This window comes from Campylobacter sp. 2352 PW, assembly GCF_024723575.1.
Classification (GTDB): domain Bacteria; phylum Campylobacterota; class Campylobacteria; order Campylobacterales; family Campylobacteraceae; genus Campylobacter_D.
Genome location: NZ_JANQCX010000005.1, coordinates 94,906 through 109,281, shown reverse-complemented (window position 1 = coordinate 109,281; position 14,376 = coordinate 94,906). Strand labels below are relative to the sequence as shown.

Annotated in this window: 20 protein-coding genes; 14 read left to right on the top strand and 6 right to left on the bottom strand. The window is 29.8% G+C overall.

Annotated elements, in window-relative coordinates:
• The 14 genes from atpD (at position 1) to recO (ending at position 10,416) form a co-directional block, all read left to right on the top strand.
• On the top strand, positions 1-1,455 hold the full coding sequence (gene atpD / locus CAMP5121_RS04230) for a F0F1 ATP synthase subunit beta (RefSeq protein ID WP_039667925.1): 1,455 nt from the start codon (positions 1-3) through the stop codon (positions 1,453-1,455).
• Positions 1,456-1,458: 3 nt separating this feature from the next.
• Positions 1,459-1,851 carry an ATP synthase F1 subunit epsilon gene (gene atpC, locus CAMP5121_RS04225; RefSeq protein WP_012660943.1) on the top strand — a complete coding sequence of 131 codons (393 nt, stop codon included), beginning with the start codon at positions 1,459-1,461 and terminating at the stop codon, positions 1,849-1,851.
• Positions 1,851-2,411, top strand: coding sequence for a MotA/TolQ/ExbB proton channel family protein (locus CAMP5121_RS04220; RefSeq protein ID WP_263682553.1), 561 nt, complete (start codon positions 1,851-1,853; stop codon positions 2,409-2,411). The genes atpC and CAMP5121_RS04220 overlap by 1 nt, the downstream gene beginning before the upstream one ends.
• Before the next feature lie 3 nt (positions 2,412-2,414).
• Complete coding sequence (locus tag CAMP5121_RS04215) at positions 2,415-2,801, top strand: ExbD/TolR family protein (protein WP_012660945.1); 387 nt, start codon at positions 2,415-2,417, stop codon at positions 2,799-2,801.
• A gap of 3 nt (positions 2,802-2,804) precedes the next feature.
• The gene (locus tag CAMP5121_RS04210) at positions 2,805-3,584 is read left to right on the top strand and encodes a Tol-Pal system subunit TolA (RefSeq protein ID WP_039667927.1); all 780 of its coding nucleotides are present in this window, start codon (positions 2,805-2,807) and stop codon (positions 3,582-3,584) included.
• On the top strand, positions 3,581-4,780 hold the full coding sequence (gene tolB / locus CAMP5121_RS04205; RefSeq protein WP_263678393.1) for a Tol-Pal system protein TolB: 1,200 nt from the start codon (positions 3,581-3,583) through the stop codon (positions 4,778-4,780). Before CAMP5121_RS04210 ends, tolB begins: the two co-directional genes overlap by 4 nt.
• A 68-nt stretch (positions 4,781-4,848) precedes the next feature.
• Entirely contained in the window at positions 4,849-5,334 is a 486-nt protein-coding gene (gene pal, locus CAMP5121_RS04200; protein ID WP_263678394.1) for a peptidoglycan-associated lipoprotein Pal, read from the top strand.
• Positions 5,335-5,345: 11 nt separating this feature from the next.
• Positions 5,346-6,335, top strand: a complete 990-nt coding sequence (locus CAMP5121_RS04195; protein ID WP_337214876.1) for a tetratricopeptide repeat protein — start codon at positions 5,346-5,348, stop codon at positions 6,333-6,335.
• 13 nt (positions 6,336-6,348) lie between these two features.
• Entirely contained in the window at positions 6,349-6,933 is a 585-nt protein-coding gene (locus CAMP5121_RS04190; protein WP_337214875.1) for an FKBP-type peptidyl-prolyl cis-trans isomerase, read from the top strand.
• Positions 6,933-7,853 carry an ACP S-malonyltransferase gene (gene fabD, locus CAMP5121_RS04185; protein WP_264289029.1) on the top strand — a complete coding sequence of 307 codons (921 nt, stop codon included), beginning with the start codon at positions 6,933-6,935 and terminating at the stop codon, positions 7,851-7,853. Before CAMP5121_RS04190 ends, fabD begins: the two co-directional genes overlap by 1 nt.
• Positions 7,850-8,536 (top strand): 5'-methylthioadenosine/adenosylhomocysteine nucleosidase, encoded by a 687-nt coding sequence (locus tag CAMP5121_RS04180; RefSeq protein ID WP_337214874.1) that lies wholly within the window; start codon positions 7,850-7,852, stop codon positions 8,534-8,536. Before fabD ends, CAMP5121_RS04180 begins: the two co-directional genes overlap by 4 nt.
• Positions 8,533-9,288 carry an ATP-binding protein gene (locus CAMP5121_RS04175; RefSeq protein WP_337214873.1) on the top strand — a complete coding sequence of 252 codons (756 nt, stop codon included), beginning with the start codon at positions 8,533-8,535 and terminating at the stop codon, positions 9,286-9,288. The genes CAMP5121_RS04180 and CAMP5121_RS04175 overlap by 4 nt, the downstream gene beginning before the upstream one ends.
• Positions 9,288-9,800, top strand: coding sequence for a cysteine hydrolase family protein (locus CAMP5121_RS04170; RefSeq protein WP_337214872.1), 513 nt, complete (start codon positions 9,288-9,290; stop codon positions 9,798-9,800). Before CAMP5121_RS04175 ends, CAMP5121_RS04170 begins: the two co-directional genes overlap by 1 nt.
• 1 nt (position 9,801) lies before the next feature.
• Positions 9,802-10,416, top strand: coding sequence for a recombination protein RecO (gene recO / locus CAMP5121_RS04165; protein WP_263682563.1), 615 nt, complete (start codon positions 9,802-9,804; stop codon positions 10,414-10,416).
• On the opposite strand, the gene CAMP5121_RS04160 is transcribed toward recO, so the two are convergent.
• From CAMP5121_RS04160 to accD, 6 genes are all read right to left on the bottom strand, one after another.
• Positions 10,400-10,720, bottom strand: a complete 321-nt coding sequence (locus tag CAMP5121_RS04160; RefSeq protein ID WP_070256278.1) for a hypothetical protein — start codon at positions 10,718-10,720, stop codon at positions 10,400-10,402. The two genes, recO and CAMP5121_RS04160, sit on opposite strands and share 17 nt — an antisense overlap.
• Before the next feature lie 61 nt (positions 10,721-10,781).
• On the bottom strand, positions 10,782-11,708 hold the full coding sequence (locus CAMP5121_RS04155) for a tRNA dihydrouridine synthase (RefSeq protein WP_337214871.1): 927 nt from the start codon (positions 11,706-11,708) through the stop codon (positions 10,782-10,784).
• Entirely contained in the window at positions 11,705-12,688 is a 984-nt protein-coding gene (locus CAMP5121_RS04150; protein WP_337214870.1) for a hypothetical protein, read from the bottom strand. Before CAMP5121_RS04150 ends, CAMP5121_RS04155 begins: the two co-directional genes overlap by 4 nt.
• A complete protein-coding gene (dksA, locus tag CAMP5121_RS04145; protein WP_012660959.1) occupies positions 12,685-13,041 on the bottom strand; it encodes an RNA polymerase-binding protein DksA in 357 nt (118 codons plus the stop codon). Before dksA ends, CAMP5121_RS04150 begins: the two co-directional genes overlap by 4 nt.
• 8 nt (positions 13,042-13,049) lie before the next feature.
• Entirely contained in the window at positions 13,050-13,505 is a 456-nt protein-coding gene (locus tag CAMP5121_RS04140; RefSeq protein WP_337214869.1) for a 23S rRNA (pseudouridine(1915)-N(3))-methyltransferase RlmH, read from the bottom strand.
• Positions 13,506-13,507: 2 nt separating this feature from the next.
• Positions 13,508-14,350, bottom strand: coding sequence for an acetyl-CoA carboxylase, carboxyltransferase subunit beta (accD, locus tag CAMP5121_RS04135; RefSeq protein WP_012660961.1), 843 nt, complete (start codon positions 14,348-14,350; stop codon positions 13,508-13,510).
• Positions 14,351-14,376: the final 26 nt, after the last annotated feature.

Here is a 14,376-nt window from a genome sequence, read left to right as displayed (position 1 = left end):
ATGCAAGGTTTTATTTCTCAAGTTTTAGGACCAGTGGTTGATGTTGAATTTAAAGACTATCTTCCACAAATTAATGAAGCTATTATTGTTAATTATGAATTAGAAGGAAAAGAATGCAAGCTAGTTCTTGAAGTAGCTGCACATTTAGGTGATAATAAAGTAAGAACCATCGCTATGGATATGACGGATGGTCTTGTTAGAGGTTTAACAGCTGTTGCAACTGGAAATCCAATTAGCGTTCCAGTAGGCGAAAAAGTTCTTGGAAGAATTTTTAATGTAACGGGTGATTTGATTGATGAGGGCGAAGAAATCAATTTTGATAAACACTGGTCAATTCATAGAGATCCGCCTCCATTTGAAGAGCAAAGTACAAAAAGTGAAATCTTTGAAACAGGTATAAAGGTTGTTGATTTGCTAGCTCCTTATGCTAAGGGTGGTAAAGTTGGTCTTTTTGGTGGTGCAGGTGTTGGCAAAACCGTTATTATTATGGAGTTAATTCACAACGTTGCATTTAAACACAGCGGATATTCGGTTTTTGCAGGTGTTGGCGAAAGAACTCGTGAGGGTAATGACCTTTATAATGAAATGAAAGAAAGTAACGTATTGGATAAAGTTGCATTGTGCTATGGTCAAATGAATGAACCACCAGGAGCAAGAAATCGTATTGCGTTAACAGGTCTTACTATGGCTGAGTATTTTAGAGATGAAATGGGACTTGATGTTTTAATGTTTATTGATAATATTTTTAGATTTTCTCAATCAGGTTCAGAAATGTCAGCGCTTTTAGGAAGAATTCCTTCAGCTGTTGGTTATCAGCCAACCCTAGCTAGCGAAATGGGTAAGTTCCAAGAAAGAATTACTTCAACCAAAAAAGGATCTATTACTTCAGTTCAAGCAGTTTATGTACCAGCAGATGACTTAACAGACCCTGCACCAGCAACAGTTTTTGCACACTTGGATGCAACAACAGTTTTAAATAGATCAATTGCTGAAAAAGGTATTTATCCAGCTGTTGATCCACTTGATTCTACTTCAAGAATGCTTGATCCACAAATTATTGGTGAAGAGCACTATAAAGTAGCACGTGGAGTACAATCAGTATTACAAAAATATAAAGATTTGCAAGATATTATTGCTATTTTGGGTATGGATGAGTTAAGCGAAGAAGATAAATTGATTGTTGAAAGAGCAAGAAAAATTGAAAAATTCCTATCTCAACCATTCTTCGTTGCTGAAGTTTTCACAGGTAGCCCTGGAAAATATATCAGCTTAGAAGATACAATTGCAGGATTTAAAGGTATTTTAGAAGGTAAATATGATGATTTACCAGAAAATGCTTTTTATATGGTTGGTAATATAGATGAAGCTATAGCAAAAGCTGAAACACTTAAAGAAGTTAGCAGAAAAGACGTTTGTTTAGATAATTGTAAAGTGGATAAGGCTAAAAAAGGTTAATTTATGCAAGATTTAATATCTTTAGAAATCATTACACCTCTTGGTATGATTTATCAAGGGGATGCAAGATTGGTAGTTCTTCCTGGAAGTGAGGGTGAATTTGGTGTTTTAAAAGGACATGCATCTTTAATCTCTTCTTTAAAAGCAGGAATTATAGATATAGAAAAATCAGATTCAACTCATGAATTAGTTGCTATTGATTCAGGTCATGCAAAAGTTTCTGAAACTAAAGTAAGTGTTTTAGCAAAAGGCGCTGTATGGGTTGGAGGAAATAGTGATAGTGAAATAGCAAAAAGATTAGAAGAAGCAAAAGATTTAATTAAATCTATGAGCAGTGATAGTATTGCACTTGCTTCTACTTTTGCTAAAATGGATAATAATGTAAGGCAAAAATAGTGGATTTTCAAGCAATTTTTCATTTTTTTGAAAATACAAGCTTAATCACTTATATAGTATTAGCTTGGCTTTCGGTGTATTTTATACTTAGTTTTAGTATATTATTTTCAAGGTTGATGCTTATTAATAAATGGACTCAAAATGAAAGCCAAGCTTTAGAAGCTTTAATGAGAGGCGAAAAAGATTTAAGTCAAAGTGCATCAATTTTAAAAAAATGTGTTGAAGTTGATGAAACAAAGATGAATATTTATAAAAATTCTGTAGAAAAAAAAGCCACAATAGGATTAACTTGGCTTAGTATTATCGCTTCAACCTCTCCTTTTATAGGTCTTTTTGGCACGGTTATTTCTATACTTGAAACTTTTGGTGGCTTAGAGATGCAAAATTCTTTAAGCATTATAGCTCCTAAAATCAGTGAAGCTTTAGTGGCTACAGGTTGTGGAATTTTAGTGGCAATCCCTGCATATAGCTTTCATTTGATTATCAAACGCAAAGCTTATGAGTTGATTAATATCTTAGATAGTGAAATCAAGGTGCTGGTAAGTTCTATAAAGGCTTAATTTATGTTTTTAGAAGAAAAACCTGAACTCAATATTACACCTTTGGTAGATATTATGCTTGTGTTGCTTGCTATTTTAATGGTAACAGCACCAAGTATCACATATGAAGAAAAAGTTCAACTTCCTCAAGGTTCGCAAAAAACTTCAAGTGCGCCAAATATTAAAAGTTTGATTATAACAATTAATGCAAAAAAAGAAATTTTTATAGGAAAAGATAAATTTGATTTTATAAGTTTTGCGGATAATATGAATGCTTTAAAAGTTCAGTATAATACTCAAGAGACAGTTTTTATCAGAGCGGATAAGAATCTAAAATATGATGATGTAATGAGTGTTTTAAGAACAATGAAACATTTAGGTTTCCAAAAAGTTGCTTTGCAAACTGAGTAAAAAATGGAAGAAAATTCTACACATAATCTTAAAGCTTTTATTTATGCAACTTTAGTTTATTTTTTTGTTGTTTTTTTGGTATTTTTTAAGTTGGTTGAGTATAAACCAAAAGCCATTGAATATACTGATGATCCTAATAGTTTTATCAATATAGAACTTGGAGATAGCATAAATCAAAATCAAGTAAATATGATACAAGAATTACAAAAAGAAAATCTACAAAGTTTATTTGAAGAAAATCTTCTACAAAAATACACTACCAATAAAAGCGTTAACACCCAAAATATAGAACAACAAGCAAGTGTTTTTAATGAGTTGTTTGGTAAAATAGAAGACTATCAAGAAGAAAAAACGACTAAAGTGCAATCTTCTATGCCTTCAAAAAAACCTACTTTTGCCCAAAGAGAAAAAATCAATGATTTTTCTAAGCAACTCAATGAAAATTTAAAAATAAATCAAGAATTAGGTCAATCTGTCATGGAGCAAAAAGTAGGGGTTTATGATCAATTCTTAGGCGCTGTTAGAAAATATCTTGAAGATAGATGGAGGATTTATAATCCTAGTGGTAACTTAAGTATAGAAGTAGAATTTGTAATTGATAATAATGGTTATTTTTACCTGTTAAACACTACTAGTGCACATAGTGATAATTTTGATAAAAAAGCAAAAGAATTTTTACAAAATTTAGAAGGAAAATACATAACTTTACCTCCAAATGGTAAAATAAGAAAAATTAAAATGCAACTTAGTGATATAATTGAGTTTAAAACGGAGAAACAATGAAAAAAATACTAGTATTTTTATTTTTTTGTTCAGTATTATTTGGACAAGATGCAACAATATCTGTTGTTAATAAAGGTATGCAATTGCCAAAAATTTATATTAAAGATCAGTCTAAATTGAATGATTTAGATCTTAAAAAAAGTTTTTATAACATGCTTGTTAATGATATAAAAGTAAGTTCAAATTTTGAGATAACTCAAGATGAAAAACAAGGTGATTATATTTTTTCTTATATATTAAATAAAAACGGCAAACTTTTAGATATTGATGTTGAAATCTTAGCTGCAAATGAAACTAAAACAAGATTTTATGAACAAATTCTTTCCATCGAAGAGTATCCATTTTTAGCACATAGAAGTGTTGCTCAAATGAATAAAAAGTTAGGTTTTGCTCCGGTTGATTGGATGGATCATAAAATTTTAATAGCTAGAACACAAGGTAGTAAGCAAAGTGATATTTTATTAGCAGATTATACTTTAACTTACCAAAAAGTATTGATTTCAAAAGGTTTAAATTTGTTTCCTAAATGGGCAAATAAAGAACAAAATGCATTTTATTTTACTGCCTATGAAGATGAGATTCCAACTCTTTATAAATATAATATGAAAAATAAAAATATAACAAAAATTATTGCTAGCAAAGGTATGATGGTTGCTTCTGATGTGAGTGATGATGGTAAAAAAATTTTACTTACCATGGCTCCAAAAGACCAACCTGATGTATACTTGTATGATGCAGATTCAAAAAATCTGACACAAATTACAAACTATATGGGTATTGATGTAAATGGCAATTTTGTTGATGGTGATAAAAAAATTGTATTTGTGTCTGATCGCTTAGGCTATCCAAATATTTTTATGCAAAATTTAGATTCAAATTTAACAGAACAAGTTGTTTTTCATGGTAAAAATAATTCTTCGGTTTCTACTTATAAACACTACATGGTTTATTCTAGTAGAGAAGTAAATCAAAGCGGAGTTTTTAATCTTTATTTAATGTCAACCCAAAGCGATTACATAAGACAACTCACTGCAAATGGTAAAAATCTTTTTCCAAGATTTTCAAGTGATGGAGAAAGTGTTGTGTTTATTAAGTACTTAGGCTCTCAAAGTGCTTTAGGTGTTATTCGAATTAATGCAAATAAAGCTTTTCATTATGGCTTAAAAGTGGGTAAAATTCAATCAATTGATTGGTAAAATACTAAAATCATATTTTTTTTGTTATAATTAAATTATGATTTTTAAATAAACAAAAGGGGAAATCAATGAAAAAAATCATTTTTGCTTCAATTACTGCATTTGCTGTTATTGTAAGTGGTTGTGCTACTAAAAACACTAGCGTTAGTAGTTCAAGTAGTGTAGATGGCTCAAAAGGTAGCGGTGGATCTGATAGATTTGAAAATCTTGAATCTTTAAATTCTGTAGCAAATGTATATTTTGATTTTGATAAATTTAATGTTAGATCAGATATGCAAAAGGTTATTGCAAATAATGCTGAAATCTTTAATAAAGAAGCTGCTAATGCTGCAATAGTAGTTGAAGGAAACTGCGATGAGTGGGGGACTGATGAGTATAATCAAGCTTTAGGTTTAAAAAGAGCTAAAGCAGTAAAAGAATCTTTAGTAGCTCAAGGTGTTAGCGCAGATAGAATTAGCGTTAAAAGCTACGGAGAAACTAATCCTGTATGTACTGAAAGAACAAAAACTTGTGATGCTCAAAATCGCCGTGCAGAATTTAAATTATCAAAATAAGTTTTAAATAAATGAAATTAAAATTATTATCAGTAGCTCTTTTAGGAGCTACTTTTTTACACGCTGAAATTTCAGCTTTTGATGCAGGAAAAGTAGATACAAAAACACCTTATGGTTTAACTCAAAATGAAAAATTACAGTATGAAAATCAAGAACGCCTAAGAGCACTGAATGAATATTATACAAATTTAACAAGTAAAATAAATACAGCAGTAGAGAATATAGAAGGATTGCAAAGTGTAACAGAGGGTTTGAATGCTCAATATTCAAAAGCTAACACAAAATTGCTTTCATTAGAAGAAACTTATCAAAATTTTGACGCAAACATAACTCAAGAAATTCAAAATTTAAGAGCTTATGTGGAGGAAAATAGGCAAATTCAAGAAAAAAATCATCAAGAAATTCAAAAAGTTTTAAGTGAAATTACAACTTTGATTAATAAAATCAATGATGATTATATTTCAAAAGAAGATATGAATAAAACCATAACCTTCTTTCAGTCTGAAATAGCTAGAGTGCAAAATCAGACAAAAATTACTCCGGTTGTTCCTGTTGTAAGTGATGATAATAAAACCGAAGAAATCATTCAAGATGTAAATGAAACTCAAGATGAAGTGATTGAAGTAAAAGATGATAGTTGGAAAAAATTGCAATCTAGTGAAATTTTGAAAAAAGCGATAGAAGAAACTAATAAAAATCAATTTGAGGATGCAAAAGAAAAATTTGAACATCTAATAAGTATTCACTACAAACCTGCTAGATCTACTTTTTGGCTTGGAGAGATAAGATATAAACAGCAAGATTACGCAGGTGCTTTGGGATTTTATAAGAAAAGTTCTGCTATAAGCACTAAAGGCGATTATGTACCAAAATTACTTTATCATACAGCTATTAGCTTAGATAAGGTTGGGGATCCAAAAAATGCAAATAAATTTTATAAAGCTTTAAAGACAGCTTATCCTGATAGTCCTGAAGCAAAAGTTTCACCAGATAGAAAATAACGAAGGAGATAAAATGGCTATAGAGAAAAATAGTGTAGTTTCAATGTTTTATGAGTTAAAAGATGTAAATACTAATGAAGTTTTAGAATCAAATATTTATGCTGAACCTATTTCTTTTATTTTAGGTAAGGGTCAAATTTTAGAAGGATTAGAAGAAGAAATTCAAAAGCTTAATGCTCCTTGTAATGCTGATATTATGATAAAAAAAGAAAATGCTTTGGGTGAATATGATGCCAATGCATTACAAACTTTACCAAAAGAGCAGTTTGCAGGGATTGATTTGCAAGTTGGTATGGAGCTTTTTGGCGAAGGTGAAGATGGTAATACGGTAAGAGTAATTGTTAGAGAAATTACTGAAAATGAAGTTACTATTGACTACAATCATGCTTATGCAGGAAAAGACTTGTTGTTTTCAATCAATATCGTAGATGTTAGAGCTGCAAGCGAAGATGAAATTTTAACAGGAATTATTGCAGGTAGTAGAAGTTGTGGATGTGGTGGTGGAGGACATCATCATGATCATCATCACGGACATGGTGGTGGTGGATGTTGTGGTGGCCATGGGCATGGTGGCGGCGGTTGCTGTGGTGGTCATTAATGAATAGCGCATTTATTTTCCCAGGTCAAGGCTCTCAAAGTGTTGGCATGGGTTTGAGTTTTTATGATAATTCTAAAAAAGCAAAAGAATTATTAGATAATGCTAGTGATTTTTGTAAAATTGATTTTAAAAATTTGCTTTTTAAGGAAAATGAAAATTTAAATAAAAGCGAATTTACACAAATGGCCATAGTATTAAACTCACTAATGGCTTATGAAGCTTTGAAAGAGCAAGTTGATATAGAAGCTAAGTACAGCTTAGGTCATTCGCTAGGAGAATTCAGTGCTTTAGCAACCCAAGATGCATTTAGCTTTTTAGATGTTATAGCGCTTGTTAATAAACGCGGTAAGTTTATGCAAGAAGATTGCTCTAAAATAGAAGCTGGTATGATGGTGATTTTAGGACTTGAAGATAAAGTGGTAGAAGAACTTTGTCAAAAAGCATTGAGTGAGAAAAAAAACATTTTTGCGGCTAATTATAATTGTGATGGACAAATTGTAGTAGCAGGTTTAAAGCCTGATTTAGCTTCTTATGAGAGTGAGTTTAAAAATGCAGGAGCTAAAAGAGCTATGCTTTTGAACATGAGCGTTGCAAGTCATTGTCCATTATTAAAAAATGCGTCTTTGAAACTTACAAAAGAATTAGAACCTATTTTAAAAGAGGGCTTTAAAAGCGTAGTGTCAAATGTTAATGCAAAAGTGTATAATGATAAAAATCAAGCTCTAACGCTTTTAAGCGAGCAACTCATCAAGCCTGTTCTTTATAAACAAAGCATTAAAGCAATAGATGAAGAAGTAGATTTTTATATAGAATTTGGTGCAAGTGTGTTAAAGGGATTAAATAAAAAAATCACTCAAAAAGAAACTTATGCCTTAAGTAAAATAGAAGACATTGATGAAATTTTAAAGGTAATTAAATGAAAATAGCTATTTTAGGAGCTATGCCTGAAGAGGTTACTCCTTTACTAGAAACATTAAAAGAGTATCAAACGATAGAATATGCAAATAATACTTATTATCTTGCAAAATATAAAAATCATGAATTAATTATTGCTTATTCTAAGATAGGGAAAGTAAATTCCACTCTTAGCGCGACTATTATGATAGAAAAATTTAAAGCTGAGCTTTTACTCTTTACAGGTGTGGCCGGTGCTTTTAATCCTAGTTTAGAAATAGGGGATTTAATCTATGCTACAAAATTAGCTCAATATGATTTAGATATCACAGCTTTTGGACATCCGCTTGGCTATGTTCCTGGTAATGAAATTTTTATAAAAACAGATGATAAGCTAAATAATCTTGCCATAGAAGTTGCTAAAGAACTTGGTGTTAAATTACAACCAGGTGTTATCGCTACAGGTGATGAGTTTATTTGTGATGAGAATAAAAAAGTAAAAATTAGAGAAATTTTTAATGCAGATGCTTGTGAAATGGAAGGAGCTAGTGTGGCTTTGGTGTGCGATGCTTTAAAAATTCCATGTTTGATTTTAAGATCTATGAGTGATAAAGCAGGTGAGAAAGCTGAATTTGACTTTGATGAGTTTGTAGAAAAATCAGCTAAAATTTCAGCTAATTTTGTTTTAAAAATTTGTGAGAAATTATGATAAATCTTAGTAAAAAACTAATCAGAGAAGTAGCTAAAGCTAATGCTAAATTTTCTTTAATAGGAGACAATGATAAAGTTTTATTAGGGCTTAGCGGTGGGAAAGATTCGCTTGCCTTAGCACATCTTTTAAAGCGTATGCAAGCACATGCGCCTTTTAAATTTGAACTTAAAGCAGTAACTTTAAGCTATGGCATGGGTGAAGATTATACCAAACTCCATAATCACTGCAAAGAACATGATATTGATCATGAAGTGATTGATTCTAATATTTATGAAATTTCAGGTGATACGATTAGAAAAAATTCAAGTTTTTGTAGCTATTTTTCAAGAATGAGGCGCGGTGCTTTATATACTTATGCTTTGGAAAATGGTTTTAATAAATTAGCTATAGCTCACCATTTAGATGATGCGGTAGAGAGTTTTTTTATGAATTTTATTTATAATGGCTCTCTTAGGAGTCTAGCTCCCAAGTATAAAAGCAAAAGAGGTGTAGAGGTTATTCGTCCTTTGATTTTTGTAAGAGAAAGACAATTAAGAGAAAATGCTATTAATAATGAATTAGAAGTAATTGGTAATGAATTTTGTCCTGGCATGAAATTAAGTGAAAAAAATGTAAAATTTCCTCATGCAAGAGAAGAAGCTAAGCAGCTTTTAGCAAATTTAGAAAAAGAAAATCCAAAATTATTTACAAGTTTAAAAACTGCATTTGAAAATATCCACACGGATAGCTTTTTTTATGGTCAAGGATAATGGCTAATCTTTTAGTTGTTGTTGATTATCAAAATGATTTTATCGATGGTAGCTTGGGCTTTGAAGAAGCTACCAAGATAAAAGATAATATTCTTGCTCTTTTAAAAAATCATCAAGGTGATATTGTTTTTACTTTTGATACGCATGATGAAAATTATTTAAAAACTCAAGAAGGAAAAAATTTACCTACTTATCATTGCATTAGAGATACTTTAGGTTGGCAAATGCCAGGTGATTTTGATGTGTATTTAAAAAATGCAAAAAAAATATTTTATAAGAATGCTTTTGGTAGCTTAGAATTAGCCAATTTTTTAAAACAAAATTATTATGAAAGTATAGAATTTTGTGGTCTTGTTTCACATATGTGTGTATTTAGTAATATTATTTTAGCTCAAAGCGCTAGCATTAACTCAAAAATTATATTACATAAAAATGCAACAGCGAGTTTTAGTAGGTCTTTGGAAAATAGTGCATATGAAATTTTACAAGCTTATGGCATAGAACTTTTATAAAATGCAAGGGTATATTTTACACACTCAGAGTGTAAAAGATGAGGATTTAATCGTTTATCTTTTAAGTACTAAAAAAGTTATTAAAAGTTATAGATTTTATGGCATGCGTCATTCTAATATACTAAGTGGGTATAAGATTGATTTTGAGCTTGAAGAAAGTTCGAGATTTTTACCACGTTTAAAAGATGTTTTACATATTGGTTTTTCTTGGATTTTAGATAGAGAGAGAATGTTTTTTTGGCAGGAATTTATTAGACTTTTTTATTTGCATTTAAAAGATGTTGAAGAAATTGATAGTTTTTACTTTGAACTTTTAGAAGACTGTGCTAAGCGTTTTGAAAAGCAAGATTGCAAACGTGTTATAGTGGATGCTTATTTAAAAATTTTAGATTTTGAAGGGCGTTTGCATAAAAGTTTTGTATGTTTTTATTGTGATGAGTATATTCAAAAAAATGTTGTACTAGTAAGAGCTTTTTTACCCGCTCATAAAAAATGTGCTTTTGGTTATGAGTTTAATGCTAAAGATCTTGTAAAATTATATAGGAGTTTTAATTCATCGCATTTTAGCGATGAATATATTGATAATTTATATAAAATTATCAAAGAGGGTTTTTAAGGGTAATATCATACATCATAATGACTTCTTGTCTTAATCTTGCAATGATATTTGCACTATCTTTGTGTATATTTTTTGTGATAGTATCTTGGCTATTTTTAATATTTTCAAGCAAATTTTCAAGTTCTTTTTGAGAATTTTGTAAACAAGTTTTTATACATTTTGGTTGGGTTTGTTGTAAAACTTGCTCGAAATTTAAACTTTGATTGTTAAGCTTTGAAGCATGTGCTGCTAAATTATTTGCACTTGTTCTAATGCCACCTAATGCTTTGTAAATCCCTTTTGAATTGATATGAGCTGCCATGAACCTTCCTTGTTTTATGGTATCTCTTCATTCATATTGCTTGATAGTTTACAAGCAAAAATCATTCCTTATTGAAAAATTCTTGAATATATTTTCGCATAATTTCTGCATCATTAATGCGATTAACACAATCTCTAAAATTAGAAGCATCATCATAGCCCTTAGAATACTCATGTAAGTGTTTTCTAAAGATGCTTATGCCTTGTTCTTTATAATGCTTTAACATTTCTTCAAAATGTGCAAAAATGATTTTATTTTTCATAGCCTTTTCGATTTTTTTGCCAGTTTTTATCTCATAAAATATCCAAGGTTTTCCTACACTTGCACGCCCTATCATCAAAGCATCACAATTTGTTATTTTAAACACCTCTTTGGCATTATCTTCACTAATATCACCATTTGCAACTAAAGGAATTTTGATATTTTTTTTGGCTAAAGCTATGGCTTCATAATCAGCATTTCCACTATACATTTGTTTTCTAGTGCGACCATGCATACTGATAAAATCTACTCCAGCATTTTCACACGCTTTAGCGATGGCGATGGGATCTTTTTTATCAAATCCTAATCTTACTTTGACACTAGTTAGTTTTTTGTTGCTTGTTTTTTTGATAAGTTCTAAAATTCTTTGTAATTTATCAAGATCTTGTAAAAGAGCACTACCTGCACATTGTTTTATAACCTTATTTACAGGACAACCACAATTAAAATCAATCCCATCTATAAAATCAAAACGATTTAAAATTTCTACCGCTTTGCAAATTACACTTTCATCTGAGCCTGCAATTTGAACTATGTAAGGATTTTCAAGTTCAGCTTTTTCTAGCATTTTAAGAGTTTTTGAGCTCTCATATACTAAGGCATTGGAACTTATCATTTCACTAATAGTTACATCAGCCCCAAATTGTTTAACTAAATTTCTCAAAGGCAAGTCTGAAAAACCTGCCATAGGAGCTAAAAATAAAGGCTTTTTACTAAAATCTATCATTGTATTAATTTTTCAAGTTCTATTTTTTTATTATGTTCTCTTAAAAAGAGCAAGAGTCTAAAGTCTTTATGTTCATTTTGATCATTTCCTAATTCATTAAGCAATTCATCATACATACCAAATTCTGCCAAAGTATAAAAATAAGCTCTTAAAGCTTGAGAATAATTATCTTTTAACTTTTTAAATAAAGCAATTAATACTTGAGGTTCTATTTTTTTACAAAGTATTTTAGCACAGCGTAAATATGACTTATCATCTAAAGTATTCATACTAAGTAAAACTTCGATTTCAGCGTGATTTAATTCTAAGTTTTCTCTTTCAAATCTATCCAAAAGCAATAAAATATCATCTTGGTTTTTTTGAGCTTTTAGTGTTTTAATCTGACTATAAGGCGCATTTTCTAATACCATTTTATAAGCAAAAATTTCTAGCTCACTAGCTAAGGTATCTTTGTTTTTGATAAAAGAAAAAGCATAATTGCTATCATTTTGAAAGCGATTTTTTTCATTTAAAATGAAAATTTCATTATTTGAATCTAATTTGTATTTTTTTAATTCTACAAATTCTTTTTTTTCTAAGTGTTCAAAAATATCAATAATTTCATCTATTTTAGGATTTTGAATTTTTTCTTTAAAACAAAGAGCTTGCGTATCTTTTGCTATATTTTGAAATTCTTGAGTTTTAAATTTAACCTTGCTTGCTTTTTTTAAAAAAATATCAATAATAAAATTTTCATAATTTTTACTATCTTTAATTAGATTTTTATATTGTAAATGTTTTAAAAAGCCATAAAAACTCATATGTGCTAAAGCTAGTATCATCAAAAATAAAGCAGGCAAAACAACCCATAAGCTAATAGGCAAATTTAATTCAAAAGTGGAAATTGTAAAAGTATAATTTCCTAAATTTAGATTATAAACTAAAGCTGCGATGATTAGAAGATAAACTAAACTTGCAAAGAAAAATAATCTAATTTTCATAGCTCTTTCCTTTTTTCTAAATTTTCACGACAATTTATGCAATATTTTGCGTGAGGTTTAACCTTAAGTCTTTCAGGATGAATATCATCTTCACAATATTCACAAATACCATAAGTATTGTTATCTATTTTGCTTAATGAATGTTTAATTTCTTCTAGTTCAGCTTTTAAATTTTCATTGATTTTAAAGTCGATATGAGAGCTATTGTCAATTTGCTGTAAATCAACTTCATCCCTAGGTTCACTATCTTGTAGATTATGGATATTGTCTATATTGCCTTGAAGTTCTTGTAAAATTTCTTTTTGTCTTTGAAGTAATATATTTTTAAATTCTTCAAGATTTAATTCTTGCATAAACGCTCCTATTTGTGATATGGGTGATTTGTATTAATGCAAAATGCACGATAAATTTGCTCTAAAAGCATAGTTTTAGCAAATTTATGTACCAAGGTCATTTTGCTAAGAGCTATACTTGTATGCATATGTGCGATAAATTCTTGCTCAAATCCATAAGCACCGCCTATAAAAAATGTAATTTCATTTTTATCTTGCAATAATTTTGCAAATTCTACACTTGTAAATTCTTTACCCTTTTCGTCTAATGCTATACAAAAACCTTTTTTATAAGGACTTAGTGCATTTGTATAAGATTTTTTTGCTTCTATGGCGTTAGTGTTTTGTGCTTGATTAATTTTGTTATTAAAAACATATATATCATTAAAACTACAAAATTTCTTAATAAGCTTAGTATAATACTCATCTATCTTGCTAAATTCATCATTATTATTTTTTTGAATGCTCAAAAGATTAATTTGCATTTTTAGTTTTTAGAAAAAAATCTTAAAAAGTCTGCTATAAATTTTTTATGTTCACTTCTTTCTACAATCGCATCAATCAACCCATGTTCAAGTAAAAATTCAGCCTTTTGAAAGCCTTCTGGTAAATCAGCTCCTATGGTTTGTTTAATTACCCTAGCTCCTGCAAAGCCTACTAAAGCACCAGGTTCAGCCATGATGATATCTCCAAGCCAAGCAAAAGATGCGCTTACTCCACCCATAGTTGGATCAGTTAAGACTGAAATATAAGGAAGTTTTTCTTCTGCTAATAGCTTTAACGCTGCACTTGTTTTGCTCATTTGCATTAAAGAATAAGTGCTTTCTTGCATTCTAGCTCCACCACTTGCACTCACTATAACAACAGGGGTTTTTTTCTCAATAGCTCTTTCAATAGCTCTAAGAATTTTTTCACCTTCTACTGATCCTAAGCTTCCACCCATGAAAGAAAAATCAAAAACAACTAATTGAGTTTTTATCCCATCTATGGTGCATTCCCCGCTTATTATGGCGCTTTTTCTACCTGTTTTTTCTTCATTTTCTGCTAATCTTTTTTTATACGATTTGCTATCTACAAATTTAAGTGGATCGATTGCATGTAAGTCTTTATCCATTTCCACAAAAGAGCCTTCATCGCTAAGTAATTCAATGCGTTTTAGAGGGTTTAATCTCATATGAAAATTACATTTAGGACAAACATTATAACAAGTTTCTATTTCTTTATAATACATTAACGCATGACAAGAATTACATTTTACCCAGTGATTTGGAGCTTCACTTGGAGCGGCTTGCTTGCGTCTTATACTAGAAAAAATATCTAAAAAATTCATTATCTCTACCTAAAATAAAATTTCAA

Bases quoted from the DNA above. Each gene is read 5' to 3' on its own strand.
- atpD (WP_039667925.1), top strand. From the start codon at position 1: ATGCAAGGTTTTATTTCTCAAGTTTTAGGACCAGTGGTTGATGTTGAA.
- CAMP5121_RS04150 (WP_337214870.1), bottom strand. From the start codon at position 12,688: ATGAAAATTAGATTATTTTTCTTTGCAAGTTTAGTTTATCTTCTAATC.
- CAMP5121_RS04210 (WP_039667927.1), top strand. From the start codon at position 2,805: ATGGAAGAAAATTCTACACATAATCTTAAAGCTTTTATTTATGCAACT.
- CAMP5121_RS04160 (WP_070256278.1), bottom strand. From the start codon at position 10,720: ATGGCAGCTCATATCAATTCAAAAGGGATTTACAAAGCATTAGGTGGC.
- CAMP5121_RS04175 (WP_337214873.1), top strand. From the start codon at position 8,533: ATGATAAATCTTAGTAAAAAACTAATCAGAGAAGTAGCTAAAGCTAAT.
- CAMP5121_RS04170 (WP_337214872.1), top strand. From the start codon at position 9,288: ATGGCTAATCTTTTAGTTGTTGTTGATTATCAAAATGATTTTATCGAT.
- CAMP5121_RS04155 (WP_337214871.1), bottom strand. From the start codon at position 11,708: ATGATAGATTTTAGTAAAAAGCCTTTATTTTTAGCTCCTATGGCAGGT.
- CAMP5121_RS04140 (WP_337214869.1), bottom strand. From the start codon at position 13,505: ATGCAAATTAATCTTTTGAGCATTCAAAAAAATAATAATGATGAATTT.
- fabD (WP_264289029.1), top strand. From the start codon at position 6,933: ATGAATAGCGCATTTATTTTCCCAGGTCAAGGCTCTCAAAGTGTTGGC.
- CAMP5121_RS04195 (WP_337214876.1), top strand. From the start codon at position 5,346: ATGAAATTAAAATTATTATCAGTAGCTCTTTTAGGAGCTACTTTTTTA.
- atpC (WP_012660943.1), top strand. From the start codon at position 1,459: ATGCAAGATTTAATATCTTTAGAAATCATTACACCTCTTGGTATGATT.
- CAMP5121_RS04190 (WP_337214875.1), top strand. From the start codon at position 6,349: ATGGCTATAGAGAAAAATAGTGTAGTTTCAATGTTTTATGAGTTAAAA.
- recO (WP_263682563.1), top strand. From the start codon at position 9,802: ATGCAAGGGTATATTTTACACACTCAGAGTGTAAAAGATGAGGATTTA.
- CAMP5121_RS04180 (WP_337214874.1), top strand. From the start codon at position 7,850: ATGAAAATAGCTATTTTAGGAGCTATGCCTGAAGAGGTTACTCCTTTA.
- pal (WP_263678394.1), top strand. From the start codon at position 4,849: ATGAAAAAAATCATTTTTGCTTCAATTACTGCATTTGCTGTTATTGTA.
- accD (WP_012660961.1), bottom strand. From the start codon at position 14,350: ATGAATTTTTTAGATATTTTTTCTAGTATAAGACGCAAGCAAGCCGCT.
- CAMP5121_RS04215 (WP_012660945.1), top strand. From the start codon at position 2,415: ATGTTTTTAGAAGAAAAACCTGAACTCAATATTACACCTTTGGTAGAT.
- tolB (WP_263678393.1), top strand. From the start codon at position 3,581: ATGAAAAAAATACTAGTATTTTTATTTTTTTGTTCAGTATTATTTGGA.
- dksA (WP_012660959.1), bottom strand. From the start codon at position 13,041: ATGCAAGAATTAAATCTTGAAGAATTTAAAAATATATTACTTCAAAGA.